Annotated in this window: 14 protein-coding genes and 1 pseudogene; all 15 read right to left on the bottom strand. The window is 42.1% G+C overall.

The window, feature by feature from the left end; genetic code table 11:
- Positions 1-452: 452 nt before the first annotated feature.
- Entirely contained in the window at positions 453-1,166 is a 714-nt protein-coding gene (locus ACHOLT_RS07170; RefSeq protein ID WP_425806847.1) for a flavodoxin family protein, read from the bottom strand.
- Between the two features lie 55 nt (positions 1,167-1,221).
- On the bottom strand, positions 1,222-2,091 hold the full coding sequence (locus ACHOLT_RS07165) for an AraC family transcriptional regulator (RefSeq protein ID WP_425806846.1): 870 nt from the start codon (positions 2,089-2,091) through the stop codon (positions 1,222-1,224).
- Positions 2,092-2,574: 483 nt separating this feature from the next.
- Positions 2,575-3,678, bottom strand: a complete 1,104-nt coding sequence (locus tag ACHOLT_RS07160; RefSeq protein WP_425806845.1) for an NADH-quinone oxidoreductase subunit D — start codon at positions 3,676-3,678, stop codon at positions 2,575-2,577.
- Between the two features lie 44 nt (positions 3,679-3,722).
- A complete protein-coding gene (locus tag ACHOLT_RS07155) occupies positions 3,723-4,643 on the bottom strand; it encodes a PEP/pyruvate-binding domain-containing protein (RefSeq protein WP_425807924.1) in 921 nt (306 codons plus the stop codon).
- Positions 4,644-4,669: 26 nt separating this feature from the next.
- Positions 4,670-6,345: pseudogene (locus ACHOLT_RS07150) on the bottom strand (PEP-utilizing enzyme).
- A gap of 23 nt (positions 6,346-6,368) precedes the next feature.
- On the bottom strand, positions 6,369-6,959 hold the full coding sequence (locus tag ACHOLT_RS07145) for a TetR/AcrR family transcriptional regulator (RefSeq protein WP_425806844.1): 591 nt from the start codon (positions 6,957-6,959) through the stop codon (positions 6,369-6,371).
- Between the two features lie 220 nt (positions 6,960-7,179).
- Entirely contained in the window at positions 7,180-7,395 is a 216-nt protein-coding gene (gene rhuM, locus ACHOLT_RS07140) for a RhuM family protein (RefSeq protein WP_425806842.1), read from the bottom strand.
- A 161-nt stretch (positions 7,396-7,556) separates the two neighbouring features.
- Positions 7,557-8,456: a CPBP family glutamic-type intramembrane protease gene (locus tag ACHOLT_RS07135; RefSeq protein ID WP_425806841.1), complete on the bottom strand. Its 900-nt coding sequence runs from the start codon at positions 8,454-8,456 to the stop codon at positions 7,557-7,559.
- 26 nt (positions 8,457-8,482) lie between these two features.
- Entirely contained in the window at positions 8,483-9,601 is a 1,119-nt protein-coding gene (locus ACHOLT_RS07130; protein ID WP_425806840.1) for a helix-turn-helix domain-containing protein, read from the bottom strand.
- Positions 9,602-9,886: 285 nt separating this feature from the next.
- A complete protein-coding gene (gene ppdK, locus ACHOLT_RS07125; protein ID WP_425806839.1) occupies positions 9,887-12,532 on the bottom strand; it encodes a pyruvate, phosphate dikinase in 2,646 nt (881 codons plus the stop codon).
- The gene (locus tag ACHOLT_RS07120; RefSeq protein ID WP_425806837.1) at positions 12,525-13,346 is read right to left on the bottom strand and encodes a pyruvate, water dikinase regulatory protein; all 822 of its coding nucleotides are present in this window, start codon (positions 13,344-13,346) and stop codon (positions 12,525-12,527) included. The genes ppdK and ACHOLT_RS07120 overlap by 8 nt, the downstream gene beginning before the upstream one ends.
- Positions 13,347-13,361: 15 nt before the next feature.
- Complete coding sequence (locus tag ACHOLT_RS07115) at positions 13,362-14,003, bottom strand: helix-turn-helix transcriptional regulator (protein WP_425806835.1); 642 nt, start codon at positions 14,001-14,003, stop codon at positions 13,362-13,364.
- Positions 14,004-14,342: 339 nt separating this feature from the next.
- A complete protein-coding gene (locus tag ACHOLT_RS07110; RefSeq protein ID WP_425806834.1) occupies positions 14,343-16,439 on the bottom strand; it encodes a cell wall-binding repeat-containing protein in 2,097 nt (698 codons plus the stop codon).
- A 139-nt stretch (positions 16,440-16,578) separates the two neighbouring features.
- Positions 16,579-18,651, bottom strand: coding sequence for a glycine--tRNA ligase subunit beta (gene glyS, locus ACHOLT_RS07105; RefSeq protein WP_425806832.1), 2,073 nt, complete (start codon positions 18,649-18,651; stop codon positions 16,579-16,581).
- 1 nt (position 18,652) lies between these two features.
- Entirely contained in the window at positions 18,653-19,543 is an 891-nt protein-coding gene (gene glyQ, locus ACHOLT_RS07100) for a glycine--tRNA ligase subunit alpha (RefSeq protein WP_425806830.1), read from the bottom strand.
- Between the last annotated feature and the right edge of the window lie 622 nt (positions 19,544-20,165).

Here is a 20,165-nt window from a genome sequence, read left to right as displayed (position 1 = left end):
AATAAAGAACAAGAGCAACCCCTACCTTGCAAGGTCTGGATTGCTCTTGTTCTTTATTTGGGACTGAAGGACTGCTTCTCTTTCCACCGTCGAGTGAGGTAACGGAGCAAAAAATAAAATCGGCTAAAAGCCGACTTTATTAATTAATAACTTATTGAAATTTAAGTTTTACCTTTCAACTTGGATATAAGATTTTCTTCCATTTGCTTGATATTCATTATTCTAGCAATAATCAAATTTTTGTCAATAGTATTTCAAAAAATATTTAAGGCAATTTTATGGGTAGTTTATAAATAGTAATACGAGGCAAGGGCCAGGAAAGACAAGCCCTAAAAAGCGCATTCTTCATAGCAAAGTAACACCATTGGTAATTCTCAACAATTTAACTTCCAATTATAGACATAATGTAACTTAAACCATAATGTCCAATCCCCTTGTCCGTTGAAAATTTCTTATCGACTATTAATTTTTTTATTATATACGTCTACAGGTATAAGCGGAGCATCTAATTTTAATTGTGTTTGTTTACTAATACTCCACTGTGTTGCTATTTCTCTCCCTGCTTGTCGAAGCAATCCCCGATAATTATCAATAACCGGCTTAAGTTGTTCATTTTCTAAAGTCAAAAGTGGTCCCTGTCCTCTGAAAATCTTTGCAATAACTTCCGAACTCATATTTCTTGCCATTCGCTCCATCATAAATTCTAAAGCTTGAAACTGACTTTGTTCTGAAAATCCTCCATTACTGATTACAACAATTCGGGGGGCCTGTTTACCTTTGTGTTTTTCCTTATATGCATCAATGTGTTTGCTTTCTCCATGCTCATCTTTTTCAATAAAGTATGAACCGTAGGCGATACATCGATCCAAGAATACCTTCATCATTCCGGATACATTATCAAAGTAAAGTGGTGTACCAAGTATGAGTATATCCAGATCCTGAAAATGAGATATGGCATCTTCCATATCATCTTTTAAAATACACTTGTTCTTCTCCACATACCAACAGTGAAAACATCCTGTGCAATGGTGAATATTTTTCTCTGAAAGTGTGTAGTTAACAACCTCTGCTCCTTTTTCCTGAGCACCTTTTAGAACTTCTTCTAACATCAGATGAGTTGTACTCCTCTTGCCTTTTGGACTTCCGTTATATGCCACAATCTTCATATTCCCTACCTCCTATTCTTAAGCATAAGTATAGGTGGTATAAGGGATGAATTCTTTACATTTCTTGCGGTATTGCTCGAATTGGTAAATATAAATTAGATAAGTTGCTTTCTTGATACTCTTGATCGTAAGCTTGTATAAAAAATATCTCGGTTTCAACCATTTTAATTTTAGCTGTATTCATCCATCGTTTTAGATCTTGAACAACAGTATCCCCTATATACAATAAATCACCTTTATATCGAAATTTTGCATAGAGCGTGGCAGGGAGTTTGAATGTTGGCCACTTCAAATTTTGATCTTCTACTTTTAAGTCAATTCCAAAGAAAGCACGAATACATTCGCTTTCCTCTTCAGCGGCCCTTTTAAAATAAACCGCAAAAGCACTATATTGACCTTTGGGTTTTACGGATTGTAAAAAAGCTTCAGCTTGGCTGTTCACAATCTGTTGGATATCTTGATTCGATAGATCAACATTCATGTAGAATCCTACTAAAACTTGTTGTTCTTTTTCTACAAATGTAAAATCCGTTACTACCTCGCTATTAAAATTCTTCATAGCCCTCTTAAGGACAGGAGGAACAGGTGTGGGCTTTATTTCCGCTGCTCCTTTGCGTACCTGACCTGGTGGGAAACCATAGTTATCTTTAAAAGCCCGAGTAAAGGAAGCTTGAGATCCGAATTTTAGTCTATAGGCAATGTTTGCCATAGAATCAGAAGTTTCAATTACATAGATAAGCGCTTTATTAAGGCGTCTTTGATTAATGTATTCATTTAATGAACAACCCATTACCGCTGTGAAAATCCGATGGAAATAGTATTTGGATAAGTAAAACCTCTGTGAAAGAACATCTAACGTCAATTCTTCTTCCAGATTCTTTTCGATATGTTTAATGGTATTCTCTATTAAATTTATGTAATCCATAATAGCTCCTAAATATCCCTTCACAGTTACGCTGATGTTTAACAATCTTATTAAAGTAGTTTGCACTTTTGCTCTACTCTATAGTGTTCGTAGTCGGCTCTGATTAGTCCTGATTGTTAACCTTGGCCTGTGCCGCAGCTATCATAAAGGACCAATCTCAATTTTTACCATTTATGGAACACTTCTTTTAATCTGTTCTGGCCAATTGCACAACATAAGAAGAATGCGCAACAGATTTAATTAATGCCTATTCCAAATATTTTGTGTTTACAATATATAGATAACTGGAAGTTGGTCGAATGATAAGTAACAAATACAAAATAAATCTGTGTATCAGAAAATTGGGGATATGAAGCAATCGCCATACCTTTAGCCTACACCCCATACTCTGCTTGTATCCCTTTTCTACCACGAGTTCCCCTAAAGACATTGACCCACTGAGACTTGTTTACTGGTCCCCTCTATTTCTCTATATTTTTTATATTACTTATCAACTTCACCTAATACGGCATCAAGTGTCGCCAACGTCATAAAAACATCTTGTATTTTCTGCCCAATAGAAAGAACGGGAATTATTTGCAAGTTAATAAATGCACCCGTCCGGATTCGTACCCGTGATGGTTTGGTCGAGCCATCACTGCCGATATAAAAACCTAATTCTCCTTTGGGATTCTCAACCCGATGATAAACTTCACCCACTGGAGGTTTAATGACTTTTGGTACTTTAGCCATTATCGGGCCTTCCGGAATATTACGGATCGCTTGTCTAATGATCTTGACGCTTTCTATTATTTCATCCAGCCGAATTATTGTCCGATCATAGCAATCGCAGCCTGTTCGTACCGGAACTCCAAAATCAAAACGATCATAGATGCTATACGGTTCTGCTTTACGAACATCATAGTTTACTCCAGATGCCCGTAGAACAGGTCCTGTAACCAAGTAATCCTCCGCAAGTTCCTTTGGTAAAATGCCCACGCTTTTCATTCGAGCTTGGGCAATCTCATTTCCCAAAAAAATGTTGTAATATTCCTCAATCATTTCTGGTGTATCGTCCAAAAAGGATTTTAGCGCTGACCAAAACTCTGCTGGTGGCTCTGCACTCATGCCTCCGATACGCATAGCATTAACTGTTAACCGGCTTCCAGCAGTCATCTCATACAAATCCAAAATACGTTCGCGGTCACGGAAAATATACATCCATGCCGTATATCCAGCCATATCCAAAGCTTGACTTGCGATCATAACCTGGTGGCTTACTATTCGTGAAAGTTCGCCAAATATAACTCTAAGGTATTCCGCACGTTCGGGAACTTCGATCCCCATAAGCTTTTCCACCGTTTGAACATATGCCCAGTTATTATGCGGGGCTGCAAGGTAATCCAACCGATCTGTATAAGGAACAAATTGCGCATAGGTTCGGTTTTCAGCCAGCTTTTCTATCCCCCGATGCAGATATCCCAATTTAAATTCCAAATGGGTAACTGTTTCTCCCTCCAAGTAAGCTAAAGCACGGAGTAAACCGTGCATACTGGGATGCTGTGGACCGATGTTCAAAATGAGTTTTTCTGTTTCTTGAACACTCATTTTTTCCCCTCCCATATTCCTCTTTTATCGTTACACCTACGAGGTTATATTCTCTGCGGGTTGTTATTTAAGGTGGTAATAGGTCTGCTTTGAAGTATGTAAAACTCTCCTAAGCCATAGCTCCACTCGATATCTTGAGGTACTCCATTAAAATGCTCTTCTATCTTAAGACATAAACTGGCCAACTCACGAACCTGTTGGGAGGTCAAACATCCTCGGGCAAGGCGCTGTGTACGAATGAAAGATGAAGGCGATTGTCCGTTTTTTGGAGCAGGAGTAAATTTAAGCGCTGCACCGTCAGGACGTCTGGCAATCCATTGATCCGGAATGATTTCTCCTTGAACCAACGCCTCCCCGACACCGTGGGTCGCATTTATGATCAGTTCACTTTGATCATTTGAAAGAGGATTAACGGTAAAGACTACTCCCGAAATTTCATGGGGTGCCATTTTCTGAATGATAACAGCAAGAGCGACATCGCTCTCTCCAAATCCTTGCAAGGAACGATACTGCACTGCTCGGGGCGCCCAAAGTGAAGCCCAGCATTTTTTTATAGCATCAAGAACTGCACTTTCCCCTTGGATATTTAGATAAGTTTCTTGTTGACCTGCAAAACTTGCACCGGGTAAATCTTCAGCCGTAGCGGAGGAACGAACGGCAACCTTAGGGCTTCCCATTCTCCCATAAGCTTCAAGGACTTCAATCGTGACCTCATCAGGCAAGTTAGCATTTTCTATTTCCATTCGAATCTTCGATGTTACATTTTCTAAAGCTGGTAAGTCCTTGAAGTTCACCTTCGGTAAATGGACATTCGTTATACAACGACGGTATCCTTCAACGGTCAGAACAAAACCCTGGGGTACTTTCATTCCTGCTAAAACTAATTCACCTAAGTTAGCCCCTTTTCCGCCAACCAACGGTAGGTCTTCTCTTGTTAAATCCTGAAGTAACCGTACATATTTCATCGCATTATTCTCCATTAAATCTATTTTCAATCAAGAACTTGAACCTTCCCAGCCGTTCCGTCCACACGAACACGTTGCCCATTATGCAATATTTTTGTTCCATTAATTGTTCCAACTACAGAAGGAAGTCTATATTCACGAGAAACAATCGCTGCATGGGATAACATTCCACCTGAGTCAGTGACTAAAGCTGCTACATAGGGAAACAGTACCGTCCAAGTCGGAGTAGTTAACGGACAAACTAAGACCTCTCCTTCTTGGACTAAGTGGAACTCCTCGGCCGTATGAATAATTCGCACGAGTCCTTCGGCAACTCCTGGAGAACCTGGGGTACCGAACAACTCTCCTTCAGGAGATAACTCTTGTGCTCTCTGTGCCGTTTCACGAAGGGAAGTTTGTTTCATTAAAATCTTACCCATCTCTGCAACAATAGGGGGGAATGCACTCCAAAAGGGTTCGGCTGGCATCTTTCCAATGGTTTGTGGAGGCACTAACGAGAAATTTTTGATGTGTTCGGTCTTCCTCTCATCCACCAGTTCTTTTAAGCTAGCAAGCTTGTATTTTCCTCTAAGGGCAGAAAGTAATTCTTCCCGGTATAGGAATAAAGTGTCCTCTGGACAATCAAGAATACCTTCTTGAACAAATCTTCTGCCGGCTTCAATTGCATCATAACGCGTATGACTAAGAGGAACATTCATTAATAAGTAATCATGAATTTCACTTAAAGGCTGAGCTTGCTCTGCTAATTCAAGCCAGGTATCGAACTTTTCTCGATCCTTACCTGTTAAAGTCTTACGGAGTTCCTTGATTCGCTGAAGCCGGTATGCTTGAAAATCAGAGTCTTCGGTCGTGCAATTATCAGAATCCATTAACCCCTTAATAATCCCAACTACCATTTCTGGCATTTCTCTCCACGTAGGATCGAATTCAAAACTATCTGCAGGCCGATCACCTTCAGAATCTAAGAATTGATCGAGCTCTTGCTTAAACCAAGTATTGGATAGCTGCTTGAGTGCTTTTTCACTCGGTAAGGATAAAATATTGCTGACCGCCGGGTCTGCGGCTGCACGCCGTGCCAAGGTTAAGAGATGATTCGTCGCCATAAATACAGCGGGATCATTAATCTGAATCAACTCATAAGCTTCAAATTCCGTTAAATTAAAAAGTCTTTTACACACCTCTACCCAACACTCACGAAAGTACATACCCATCGCAACTATTTTGCAATGAGGATTCCAAGCCCAGCATAAAAAGTCATAGCATCAAGGTGATTGGCCAGTTCTTGCAAACTCGCGTTTACCCGATCAAAATTACGGATCGGCTCGAGACGCCTCTGTGCTTCCGGCTCCCATACATCCCTCCATGCGTGAACGTGATTCTCAAACCCTTTTTCGTTAAGAAACTTTTCCAAACCCAAGACCCGGCTGCGGAGCTTTGGGTTAATCCGCCACAAATTGAAGAGGACTGGAAACCGCTCCATAATCGGCGGAGTATCTCCCCCAATGGGCTCAAAACGTTGAAAGACATATCCATGAAGAACAAGATAGGCATATTTAACTGTAAGCATAGACCATTCCTCAAAAGCACTTGCTGAACCGACTTCGACAGGAATGAGTCCATAAGAGACAAAAAGCGGGGATATCGGTCTTGGCCAATGAATATTATCTCGTATCCAAAACCCCTTAGCTTCCCAAAGAGACATAACTTTCTACCTCCCCCAGTTATTTAGTGTTTTATTAACGCACCTGATAAGTAAGTGTTGACTGCGGATAGAAGAGTAGATAAGAGATCGTTCTTTTTGCCATAATAGTACCATCTCACCATGTGAACCATATATAACCCGTCAATATCGTGAGCTAGATCCTGCGGACATCGTTCTTTCGTTACAACTCCAGCAATCTGACCACGTTCGAAAGCTTCAGTTATCATCTTCCGGAAAAGATTCCCGTTCGAATGTTCTGGTGTTAATCCGCGCTTCATCTTTTCTATCAAGGCGACCATGAAGAGCTCTGGTCTTTTTATAGCCCACTCGACGGAAGTAGTAATTATTGCCTGAATTTGATTAACTGTTCCTGAAGTGGTTATAAAAAAATCATCAACTTGCTCTGGTGTTAATTCGACCGTCTCATAAAGCAACTCCAGAGCTAAATCTTCTTTTGCCTGAAAATAATTATAAAAGGTTCCTCTTGCTACCCCGGCTGTTGCAGTAATTTCCTCAATTGTTGTTTCCGTAAATCCTTTTGTCATGAAAAGCTCTTCACCGGCTCTTAGGAGAGCTGATTTAACTTCAGCCTTTTGTTTATCTCTTAATTTCATTACGATTTCACCTCAAATAAGATCATATTATATACATAGTTCATATAATGATATGGTTCATATAATATCTTTATTTTATTTCCAAAGGATTCCATTGTCAAGAAAATATTAACTAATAAAACCTTTATTATTAAGTTTTAAGAAATTAGCTTTTAATAAAAATAAGGACATTGGCACTTAAAATTAAGTTCCAATGCCCTATTATTATAGAATTATAGTTTCAAATACTCAGTGTATCCCGGTCTACCTCTTTCTCCAACTCAATAAACCTGTCAAAATCGCTCTCAAATAGCCTATCCTGAATAATGCGGTGCTTTTCAAATTCCGTTTCGGCGTAAAGTTTTGCTTGCTCATGCGAGATTTTACCCGCATCGGTCAAAATCTCGTTGCCATTAAACTCCAAAAATCCATCAAGCCTTTCTGCCCAATCCTCCATGGACATAGGGAGCTCTCAAAACCTTGGAGTATAAGACTTTGAGAGCTTTATATACTAGTTATTCCTTTTATTGCCCCTTATTGGTTACAGCGACCTGTGCAGCAGCTATCAGAAAGGACGAATCACTATTTTTTGTTATTACGGAACACTTCTTATTATCATTATGCACCTTTGCCCTTACTCCATTGATTACCTACCTTTATAAACAATATAACAGCTAAAATAGTAAATGGAAGCCCACCAACCAGACCGGTGATCGCCGGGCCAAGCAGAGTATTATAGCCGCTTTTTGCCAGATAAATCGGAAGTGCTGCACCTGCATTCAGCGTCGAATGGATCATCGCAGCAGGAATGCAGCTTTCCAGTTTGATTGTTACATAGCCTTCGATAACTCCCAATACAACACAAAATACAATCATAGCCAAAATACCAAGCCATGGATAACCCATATAGTCGGTTCCATAATTATGCCCCATCACGATAACCGGTATATGCCATACTCCCCATATAACTCCGGTAATAACTAATGCGGTCCTATCAGAAAAAAACTCACGCAATTTGGGAAGAAGATACCCTCTCCAGCCAAGTTCTTCTCCCAGTGTTGGAATAATATTGATAACCGGTCCAATGATAATGACCGTTAAAAGCGTTAGGATCAGCATATTAAATGCGGAAATCCCTGCCCTACCGCTTGAAGTTATCGTTGTTTTTAACACTGTGAGTTCAGGGTCAAATGTTCCGGGGAAAATAAGGAAATAAACCAAACCGCTCAAAAGCAATAAAATTGTTGGGCCAAAGAAAACAAGCAGATAAACTCTGATATGTCCCTTAAAGTTCGGGCGCAGATACATATTCTGAAAGCCTTCTTTTGTTATGAACCTTGTCAATATGCTACTTAATACAGGAGTAAACATAGCTACTGCAAGAATTGGTATCGCCAAACCTTTCCCATAGGTTAGTCCCAAGAGCGGTATTAGAGAAAAAATAATCCACCCGATGACGATTGTAAGTGCAACAAATATAATCAGCCGTTTCTTTGTTGACGTCTTCACATTCTCCATGATAACTTTCCTCCTTATCCCTTCCATCAATTGAATTGAGTGCAGTTATTTTGCAGCTTTTCAATCATACTTTGGAAACGATGCTCTTCTGAAAGCACTGAGAATACCGGATTATGGATGACCGCATCCGCGAGGCTTTGTCTGATTGTTTTTTCATCTCGTGGAAGATCTGTACCCAAATCCAGATCATCCAGCCAGCTATCCAACAGGTCAAAAAAGGTGTCTCCTTGCAAACGTAAAGGAAATATATCGCTTGTAACAAGTTCTGTGTACTTCTGCAGCATCTCAAGTGCTTTATCGTGATTTCTCTGTGTAATATATCCCTGTGCGGCAGATAGATAAAGACCGACCGTAACGGCGGGGTGCAGGTGCCTCATGTCAAACGCTTCCGCTATGACAAGTGCACGCCGCAGCATCTCGTCGAATTTTGAAGGAGCATCTGCACATAGCATTAGGTAAGCGGAGAAAAAATTGAACAGGATAACTATATTCTGATAAATCCCAACCTGTAAAATTGCTTTTGCATCCTCAACACGTCCCATCATCTGGTAAGCAGAAGCCAAAATTGATTCAGGAGGCATCGCAGGTCCGTTTTTCCCTTCCAGTAGTGCCAACGCAGTATTTGGATCACCAACGGCAAGGCTACACAGGGCCTCCATATACAAAGCCTGATTTGTCAGTGACACATCATCGCTTTCCTCCCTGACCCGAATAAAAAGAGCCTTGGTTTCTTCAATCAAAGATGCTGATTCTTTCGGGTTCTTTAAGAGACCCGCATGATTGAGCATCAGTATCCCCATTTGTAACAACAAGGGAAAGCACGAAAAATATTTTTTAATGATCTGACGGCAGTCTTCCATCACCGTATCAAACGATTTTGATGCAAAATCCGCTGACAATCTCCGGTATAGCTTACGAATATCCTCTTTTGTCATTTGAGGCTTATAGTCCATCAATTCGTCAATGCTGATGTTAAAGTATGCTGCAAGCTGTGGAAGAAAGGTCACGTCAGGATAGCTTTGCCCCGTCTCCCACTTGGAAACAGATGCCTTAGAAACCCCCACATAACTTGCAAGTTCATCTTGTGTGATACCCTTTTCCTTACGCTTATTCACAATTACTTTTGAAATATTAATTTCCTTCATACGAATCACCTCTACTTCTATTTTAATTGGCGACTGAAGGAATACAATGGATTTGTAGTTGATATGAGGTGAATAAATCAACCTATGCGATACTTTCGTATTTTGTCATAAAATTTATGCAACAAAGCCATTTTTATTGTGTTCAAGAAACAGACTTTAATAAAAAAGAGGGTATCGGAACTCAAAATCGAAATTCCAATACCCTCTTTTTTAAGAATAGAATTAGTCTAAATACCTAGTTTATTCGGTTTACAGTCTACGCTTGGTCATTTGTTTTATTTCGGATTAGTCCTGATTGTTAACCTTCGCCTGAGCAGCAGCTAAGCGAGCAAGCGGTACACGGAACGGTGAGCAGGAAACATAGTTTAAGCCAAGTAAATGGCAGAACTCGATAGATGAAGGTTCGCCGCCATGTTCTCCACAGATACCGACTTCAAGCTCAGGATTGACTTCACGGCCAAGCTTGACACCCATCTTCATCAATTTGCCGACTCCATCACGGTCAAGAACGGCAAATGGATTTTGAGCCAAGACTTTTTTGTCTAGATAAGCCGGGAGGAATTTACCTTCTGCATCATCACGAGAGAAGCCTAAGGTCGTCTGCGTGAGGTCATTCGTTCCGAAGGAGAAGAAATCTGCAACTTTACCAATCTCATCAGCCGTCAGAGCCGCACGCGGAACTTCAATCATAGTTCCGACTTTATATTTGAAGCTAACGCCTTGCTCCTTCATAACAGCTTGAGCAGTGTCTTCAGTCAGTTTACGCAGCATTTCTAATTCTTTAACATGAATAACAAGCGGTATCATAACTTCCGGATGAATTTCAAATCCTTCTTTAACAAGGCGAGCAGACGCTTGGAAAATGGCCCGAGCTTGCATTGCATAGATTTCAGGGAAGGTTACGCCGAGACGACAACCCCGGTGTCCGAGCATCGGATTCAACTCTGCAAGAGCACGAACTTTTCTTAAGAGCGCTTCCTTTTCTTTGAGCTCTTCGGGATTTGCTCCGGTTACTTTCATTTTGGTTATTTCAACAACGAGATCCTCAACATTCGGCAGGAATTCATGAAGCGGCGGGTCAAGCAAACGAATGATTACCGGCAAACCCGTCATCGCTTTGAGAATACCGTAAAAATCATCCTCCTGCATCGGAAGAAGCTTAGAAAGCGCTAATTCGCGTTCTTCCAGGGTTTGGGAAAGAATCATTTCTTGCACGATCGGAATCCGTGCCGGATCCATAAACATGTGCTCTGTCCGGCATAATCCAATTCCTTGAGCTCCAAAGTCGCGTGCTTTTTGAGCATCTTTAGGATTATCGGCATTCGCTAAAACCCTTAACTTCCGAATTTCATCGGCCCACGTCAGCAATTCCTTGAATTCTTCACTGAGCTCAGGATCAATCATCGGAACAGCTCCCTTGATGACCCGGCCTGTAGCTCCATCAATAGATAATTCAGTTCCTTCAGGATATACAACACCGTTGATGCTTACGTTATGTTCAGTATAATCAATCTTTAAGGCTTCACAACCGCAAACAGCCGGTTTCCCCATATGGCGGGCAACAACTGCAGCATGGCTTGTCATTCCGCCGCGGCTGGTTAGAATTCCCTGTGCCGCCAAGATTCCATGGATATCATCCGGTGTTGTTTCTGTACGGAGCAAAATAACTTTTTCACCATTATGTCCAAGGCGCTCTGCATCATCGGCATCAAAGACAATCTTGCCTGATGCAGCTCCTGGAGATGCAGGCAAACCTTTTGCTAAAACTTCGAGTTTAGCGTTAGCATCCATTCTGCGATGGAGAAGTTGATCAAGTTGTCCGGGTTCTATCCGTGTAATCGCTTCTTCTTTCGTAATAAGTCCTTCGTGGCAGAGTTCTACGGCAACACGAATCGCAGCAGGAGCTGTCCGTTTGCCATTACGCGTTTGCAAGAAGAAGAGACGCCCTTTTTCAATCGTAAATTCGATGTCTTGCATGTCACGATAATGATTTTCAAGACGAGAAGCGATATCGACAAACTGATCATAAATCGCTTTATTTTCTTGTTCAAGAGATTTGATCGGTTGAGGCGTCCGAATGCCCGCAACAACGTCTTCCCCTTGAGCATTCATTAAATACTCACCAAAGAGTGCTTTTTCTCCAGTTGAAGGACTGCGGGTAAAGGCAACACCCGTTCCCGAATCATTTCCCATATTTCCGAACACCATTGACTGAACGTTGACGGCTGTTCCGATATCATCAGGGATAGCATTGATTTTCCGATAAACAATAGCGCGATCATTATTCCAGGAGCGGAAAACGGCAAGAACTGCTTGTTCTAACTGCTGAATCGGCTCTTGAGGAAATGGCTTTCCGGTTTCTTTTTGAATTAACTTTTTATACTCTTCCACAACCCACTTAAGGCTGTCCGTCGATAACTCAGAATCATAGGTAACGGCTTGTTTAGATTTTGCTTCATCAAGGATCGCTTCAAAAAAGTGATGCTCAATTTCGAGTACAACATTACCAAACATTTGAATAAAGCGGCGGTAGCTGTCATAGGCAAAGCGGTCATTTTGTGTAGAATGGGCTAAGCCACGGACTGTTTGATCATTGAGACCTAAGTTAAGAATCGTATCCATCATGCCGGGCATAGAGAACTTTGCACCAGAACGGACTGAAACGAGAAGCGGATCTTCGGGGTTGCCAAATGTTTTTCCTGTTGATTCTTCAACATTTCCTAAAGCAGGTTTTATTTGATCCCAAAGTCCCTCCGGGAATTGACCACCTGTTGTGTAATATTCATTGCAGGCTTCCGTAGTAATCGTAAAACCTGACGGAACAGGCAATCCAATGTTGGTCATTTCGGCTAAGTTAGCCCCTTTTCCCCCCAGCAGATCGCGCATGGAGGCTTTCCCTTCCCGGAATAAGTACACATACTTCTTAGACATTTCGCTCCCCCTTGTATAAAATTTCTAAAATTAAGGCCGCTGTTTCTTCAACAGCTCTTCCCGTGGCATCGATAATTGGGCATCCAATCTTACGCATAATGCCTCGGGCATATTCGAGTTCCTCCACAATACGCTGCAAACTTGCATAATCGGCAGAGGCCCCTAAGCCTAAGCTTTTTAAACGTGCAGTTCGAATCGTATTTAAATGATCGGGTCGCAAGGTTAATCCTACAACTTTCTGTGAAGAAACTTCAAATAACTCCGAAGGTGGAGCCACCTCCGGCACTAGCGGAATATTAGCAGCCTTTATCCCTTTATGCGCTAAATACATACTGAGCGGTGTTTTTGAGGTTCTGGATACCCCAATAAGCACAACATCAGCGTAAAGCGCTCCACGAGGATCTTTTCCATCATCGTATTTTACTGCAAACTCAATTGCTTCGACTTTGCGAAAATACTGTTCATCCATTCGGTGAGTGATATTAGGTATATTGCTTGGTTCCATCCCTGTCTCTTCAGACAGTAATTTTAAAAGAGGGCCTAAAATATCGACTGTTCGTAAATTCTTTTCTATGGCCTTCTTCTCTAAATAAAGACGCAGCTTGCTCAAAACTAAAGTATAGGCCAAAATGGCTTGATCACGAATAGCCTCTTCGATAATATCATCAATATGAGCCTCATCCCGCACATAAGGAACCATTCGAATCCGGGTCCGTACCCCAATAAATTGTGCTGCTGATGCGCGGCTCACAAATTCGGCGGTTTCCCCTAAGGCATCTGAAATCACATAAATAACCGGCATTTCCTTTGTCACTCAAACACCCCCATACTACTGACCCAGTGTTCCGATCTGCACTAAGATCTTGGTCACATTCGTTTTCGTAAACCGTCCGACAACCTCATAACGTTCATCACCCTGCTCATCGATAAAAGCTTCGACAACAGGCAGGGTGTCAATTTGATGCTGTACTAATTTTCGGGAAGCATCAATAATAGGTTCGTCCGGCGTCGTCATGATGATGTTGGGCATTCGAGTCATAATGACACCTACCGGGACTTGCTGAAGTTCCGTTTTCCCCAAGGCTGCTTTAAGCAGATCCTTCCGTGAAATCATTCCTAAGAGTTCATGGTCTTCAGCCACCACAATAAGGCTACCCACATTTTGTGTAAACATGGTAACAATAGCATCATAAATACTTATATTCGCACGTATTGCTGCCGGCATGGACTTAAAATCTCCAACACGCAATTGCCGTAACCGTAATAATAATGGTGATGGTTCATGCTTATCGCGATAAAAATATCCGACTCTCGGACGAGCTTCTAAAACACCCGCCATCGTAAGTATCGTTAAATCAGGGCGCAGGGTAGCTCGCGTCAAATCCAACTGAGCCGCAATCTGTTCACCCGTAATTGGACTTGAATTTTTAACTATTTCTACTATACGCGCTTGACGTTCCGTCAATTCCAACCCATTCACCCCAATTCAGATTATCTTTTGTTTTTCTCGTGTTTAAGCTTTAATAATTAGGCTGAGCAATTTAAATGTGACATACTAATTTACAATATACCCATAATTATTCCATACAATTTCAGTTTTTCCTGCTAATATATTATTTAAAAGAAAATATTTTTTTATTCCTGAAAAGGTTATTCCTGTTATTAATTTCAGTTGGATCTTTAAATTCAAAGAGGGTTCATAAAATTGGATACATTGCCAAAAGCACTCCAACCAATTTTGAACCCCCTGAAACATTATATTTTCAATTTAAAGTGTGGACTAGTGATAATTTCTTTAGTTAAGTTAAATTCACCGAAGAATATTTTGGGCCTCTTGAATAAGACGCTCCGATACAACACCCTCTCCGCCCAATGTACGAACTATAGGACTATTCCCTGCATCTCGAAGCTTTTTCAGATAGGCTTCGACAGCAGGCGGAAGAGTCTCACTATTATTGTCAATCAGCAAAATTGGATCGCCTGTCTTTGCTGCTAAAGCACTGCCTGAAAGTGCATCAGCAAAATTAAACCCGTTTGCTAAATAAACTGTATTGGGGTTGTCAGCGAACTCGCTTATAACTGCACCTGCTGTAACAAACCGATCACTTCCGGCTAAGCGCTTAACCGTTGTTGATGGCACTAATACCTTAATTTGATCTTCCAGTGACTGTGAAACAGCGGATACTCCACCCGCAATGTAAACTGTCGAAGGTTTAATCGTCGAAATATAGCTTTGGGTTTTCTCGGAAAGATAGTTCTTGCCTACAAGGAGTATGGGATACTGATTTGACCCTGCGAAACTGGAAACACTCAAGGCATCCGGAAAATCCTCGCCCGATGTTACAATTACCGGTGTTCCGGACTCTGCACCAATTTTATTAACAACGGCTATATTGGTTTCATATAAGTCCAGACCGCTCAGGCGTTCTGTTGCATGACCACCCTTTATGATTTCATTTTCAAGAGCTTCACTAATTACGCCCGTCCCGCCAATAATATATATTTTTGTATCTTGGTCGGAATGAGCCGTTATATAACTTAATGCCTCTGAAGACTCTCCAATTGTGGAGCCTACTAGCAAAATCGGAGCATCAAGCTTCTTAGACAATATACTTGAGGATAATGCATCGGGGAAGTTAGTTCCAGATGCTAAGATGATGTTTTTAGCTATTCCCTTATTATAGTCTTCTGCAATAGTCCTTGCTGTGTGATATCTATCAAGTCCTGCTAAACGGTGCGGAGTCATTACGACCGTGAGGAAATCCATATAATCAAAGGAATTATCTTTGTTTACTTCGGGAATTTGAATATCTGTCGGAACATTTATCCCTGTAATATCCGTATTAAAGTTAACGGTTAGATTCAATGCCCCTTGGTCATTGGCAGCTGCACTTTGTTGTCCGCTTAAACTGCTCACTAATTTATTGACTTGAGCGAGATCAACTCTTAAATTAAGCATGCCGCTCTTCTGGATAATGTAGCCATCGGAAATCGTGTAGTTCAATTCCAGACCTTTATCCCCTAAAAAGGTGACATTCTTGATTTGACTCATCACTGCATTAAATTGCGCTAAAAACCGCGGTATACTTGTGTCTAATTCTTTAAACGCTTGATCGAGATCGTTTAAGTTCTTCGTTTTATCCGTATCTTTACTTATGTCAATCATTGTAGTCATAAGGTCCTTTAGAAAATTCATAGCCTCTTTATCCTGTGCAAAGTTATTGACTGTATAATTAATAAATTCCTTTAATTCTGCATCATTAAGTTTTAGGGTATATTTCTGAACCGAGTTATCCCCGTTTGTTGAAACCTTAGTTACATTTAAATTTGGATTAAACCGCTGCGAATAACTCGTTAGAAAATCGATCCATTTTGTTTGATAAGTTGTATTGAATTCCATAAATTTTGCAAAGTCAATATTGTCCATTGGAACGTTTTTTGTATTATACGGGTTCATAACCATATATTCTTTTTTAGCAAATTGTGAGGGTAAAGATGCTGCTGCAAACGGAGGAAATTTAATAATTTCTGTGAGTTTCGGCTCTTTTCCCGAAATATCCATATCGACCCAAATAGGCATATTGATGTTTATTCCTTGTGCATTCAAGTCCATATTGACTTGTGATTTAACAACCGTTTTTTGTTCATTGCCGCTTGTTTTTGCATCTAAATCCAATTTAGCCGAATTCAGCAGCGCGGCCGTAGTATCTACTTGTTTTTGAACCGCCGGCTCAAACCCCGAGCCGCTTAATGCAAAAGACATCGTTGTATGCTCCTGCATCGAATGCACTTTTTGCATTTTCATAGAAGCATCAAAAACGGCCTGTTCATTTGGGGTACACCCGGGTAAGGTAAGAAGTAATGCTAGGCTTAACGCAGCTCCGGTTATTTTTTTACAAGAAATCATGTATCTTACTCTCCTCCCATAATTATTACAACCTTATATTTATTTCTATGTGAAATACAGATCTCCTCCTGAAAATGGAAAAAAAACCGAGACTGGACGCCTCGGTCTAAAAAGTCTAATTCTCGAATTTCAAGTATTATTATGCTAACAAACTCAAGTTGCCAAGACATCCAAGCATTTCTACACACTCGCTGAGAAGGGCTAAGCGAGCTTGCTTAAGCTTTTCATCCTCAACCATAATCATAACGGCCTGGAATAGATCCTCGATATACGGGATGAGTTCTGAAGCAACTTGATAGGCCTGGCTGTACTCGCCTAAGGTTACGAGATTATCAAAGCGTTCCTTGCGCAGAGAAATGGCTTCCGATAGGGCAATTTCAGCTGGATCAACCAAATCTTTAGGATTCAATGCCTGAGTCTCTGCTTTCTTAATCAGATTTAGGCAGCGGATGAACGCTTGCGAATATGGAACAAACTCAGCCGTTTCACGCTTTTCAGCAAGTACAGAAGCCTTTTTCGCAGTCCGCATCATACTATCGCCGGCGTTTGTCAATGCCGCATCGACCGTGTCATAACGAAGGCCCTGCTCTTGAAGAACATAGCGTAAACGCTGCAGGAAGAAATCATGAAGCGCCGGAAGAATTTCAGCTAGAGGCTGAAGTTTTACACCCTGCCGGCTAAAGCTTTCATAGGATTCAGCAAAAAGCTTTTTCAAAGAAATATCCCAGCCTGCATCGATCAAGATACCGACAATACCTTGGGCTTGACGGCGAAGCGCGTAAGGATCCTGAGATCCTGTAGGCTGGATGCCAATGCCGAAGGCTCCAACAATCGCATCCAGTTTATCCGCGATACTGACGACCTGACCCGTTAAAGAAGCAGGAAGAGCATCTCCCGCAAAGCGAGGCTGATAATGCTCCAGAATACCGGTCGCTACCTCTTGCGGTTCTCCGCTGATAGCTGCATAATCGGCACCCATAATTCCCTGCAGCTCAGGGAAATCATAAACCATCAAGGTAACAAGATCGGCCTTTGCGAGCAAGGCTGTCCGGTCAATCCATGATTTTTCCTTTTCACCAAGACCTAACTGTATGGCAATTTGACGAGCCAGGCTGCGCACGCGCTCAACACGTTGGCGAACTGTCCCCAGTTTATCATGGTAGACAATCTTCTCAAGCTTACCGACTAACTCGGCCAACGGCTGTTTCTGGTCCTCGCGATAATAAAATGCCGCATCCTCCAAACGAGCTTTCAGAACCTTTTCATTGCCTGCTTTAACTTTGTCCAATGCATGGGTTCCCCCGTTGCGGACTGTGATGAAATGAGGCAGCAATTTTCCTGACTTGCTGCGTACTGGGAAATACCGTTGGTGTTCCTTCATGGGAGTCGTGATGACCGCCTCAGGAAGATGCATGTATTTATCTGCAACTTCACCCATCAATGCCGTCGGATACTCAACAATATGCATCACTTCTTCAAGCAGCTCTGCATCTTCATCAACAGTACCCCCGGCATCCTGTGCCAATTTTTGAATCTGCTCCCAAATCACCTTTTTGCGTTCTTCCGGATCAACCATAACAAAGACTTGGCGCAAGCTCTCAAGATATTGAGCCGGCTCTTTAATCTCAATGTCATGACCCAAAGTACGATGCCCCCTGGATACTCTGCCTGAAGTTAATCCTACAAATTCAAATGGAATGACTTCGGTCCCAAAAAGAGCGACAATCCAGCGAATCGGCCGGGCGAACCGGAAGTCCAGATCCGCCCAGCGCATCGGTTTCGGAAAATGAAGGCCGGTAATCAAATCCAAACAAAATTGAGCGAGAAGCTCTGACGCAGGTTTTCCGGCTTCAAATTTACGGGCATAAACATAAGGAACACCGTTTAATTCCTGAACAAAAAGGTCCTTGGGGTCTACACCCTGTCCCCGCGCAAACCCTTGAGCCGCTTTTGTGGGATTTCCGTCGGTATCAAAAGCAGCCTTAAAAGCGGGACCCTTGACTTCAGCCTCTAAATCCGTTTGTTTTTCTGCTAAATCTTTAATGAGCATGGCCATCCGGCGGGGAGTTGTATAGACCTTTAATTCCGCAAAATCCAGACGAAGCTCTTGCAGTTGCTTCCGGGCTTTTTCTTCAAGCTGTTGCAGCACCCCAGGAGCAAATTTTGCAGGAATTTCTTCAGTTCCAATCTCTAATAAAAAGTCTTTCGCCATCTTACTTAACCTCCTTGCCGGATTGATCTTTGAGGAGCGGGAAGCCAAGCTTTTCCCGTTGCTCTACATAGGCTTGAGCACAAAGCTTAGCCACATTGCGGACCCGTGCAATATAACTCGTTCGTTCCGTAACGCTGATCGCGCCCCGGGCATCCAGGAGATTAAAGGCATGTGAACATTTAAGAACATAATCATAAGCAGGCATGACTAACCCTTTTTCCACTACACGAATGGATTCTTTCTCATACATATCGAACCAGGTTTGGAGTGCTTCAACATCTGCAACTTCAAAATTATAGTGGGAGTAATCGATCTCATTTTGCAGATAGATATCCCCATAGGTTACGTCTCCGACATACTCGATATCAAAAACACTCTCTTTATTTTGAATATACGTCGCCAGTCTTTCCAGACCATACGTAATTTCAGCGGAAACCGGCTTGCAGTCAATTCCGCCGCATTGTTGGAAATACGTGAACTGAGTGACTTCCATTCCGTCCAGCCATACTTCCCAACCGAGACCCCACGCCCCTAAGGTCGGTGATTCCCAATTATCCTCAACGAAACGGATATCATGTTCCTTCACATCAATTCCCAGGCGTTCCAGGCTTTGCAGATAGAGCTCCTGCACATTATCCGGGGACGGTTTCAAAATGACTTGATACTGAAAGTAATGCTGTAAACGGTTCGGGTTCTCACCATAGCGGCCGTCGGTCGGACGCCGAGAAGGCTCGACATAAGCAACCTTCCAAGGCTCTGGACCCAGAGCTCTTAAAAAGGTGTTCGGGTTAAAGGTTCCGGCACCTTTTTCCATATCATAGGGCTGTGCTAAAATGCAGCCTTGTTCACCCCAAAACGTGTTCAGGGTCAAGATCATATCTTGAAATTTCATAAGTTAACCTCCTAATAGTTACTTTTAAAGATAGAAATAATAGTTTGGGTCATGTAGCTTCGCGCACTTCAGCACCTTCGGGCGTGAATCTCCACCGGAGACTCACGTACTTAGCACTCCAGGGCTGGCACACTTGCTTCCGCGGGAGCTCTGCCAAACCCCGCTGCTTTCTGCATGTTAACCCTGGCGCCGCTACCCCACTGAAGCATCGTACGCCTGATCGCCCCTCCGCAAAATCGTTCGCTCCTGTGCGAGAAGCTACGCTTGAGGGCCTATTTGATTTACCAATATAAAAGCACCCATTTTAAGCTCCAAAGAAAATCGTTTCCTGACTACCGTCTTTCTCTTAAAGACCCAAAAGAGCCTTTTGTTAGGAATGAAGGCCTTTAAGTAAGGCGCTCACCAAACTTGACTTAAACTTTGGACTGTAGCTTCAGCGGGCAGAGCACATGGAAGTGCTCTGCCGCCAAGTGAGCCAGGATGGCGATTTTGGCGGGAACCCTTCTCTAGAATCAAGTTTAAGTCCTAGTTTGGTCGGCGAACGCCTCGCCTGAATGGATAAGAAAAGGCCTCTTTAGAATTGCCCATTACACTGTGAAGAACTTCTTTAAAAACGAGTAAT

The sequence above is a fragment of the Desulfitobacterium nosdiversum genome (genome assembly GCF_049860565.1).
GTDB classification, from domain to species: Bacteria; Bacillota; Desulfitobacteriia; order Desulfitobacteriales; family Desulfitobacteriaceae; genus Desulfitobacterium_A; species Desulfitobacterium_A nosdiversum.
Note: the sequence above shows the minus strand (reverse complement) of the source record. Positions and strands in the feature narration are given on the sequence as shown.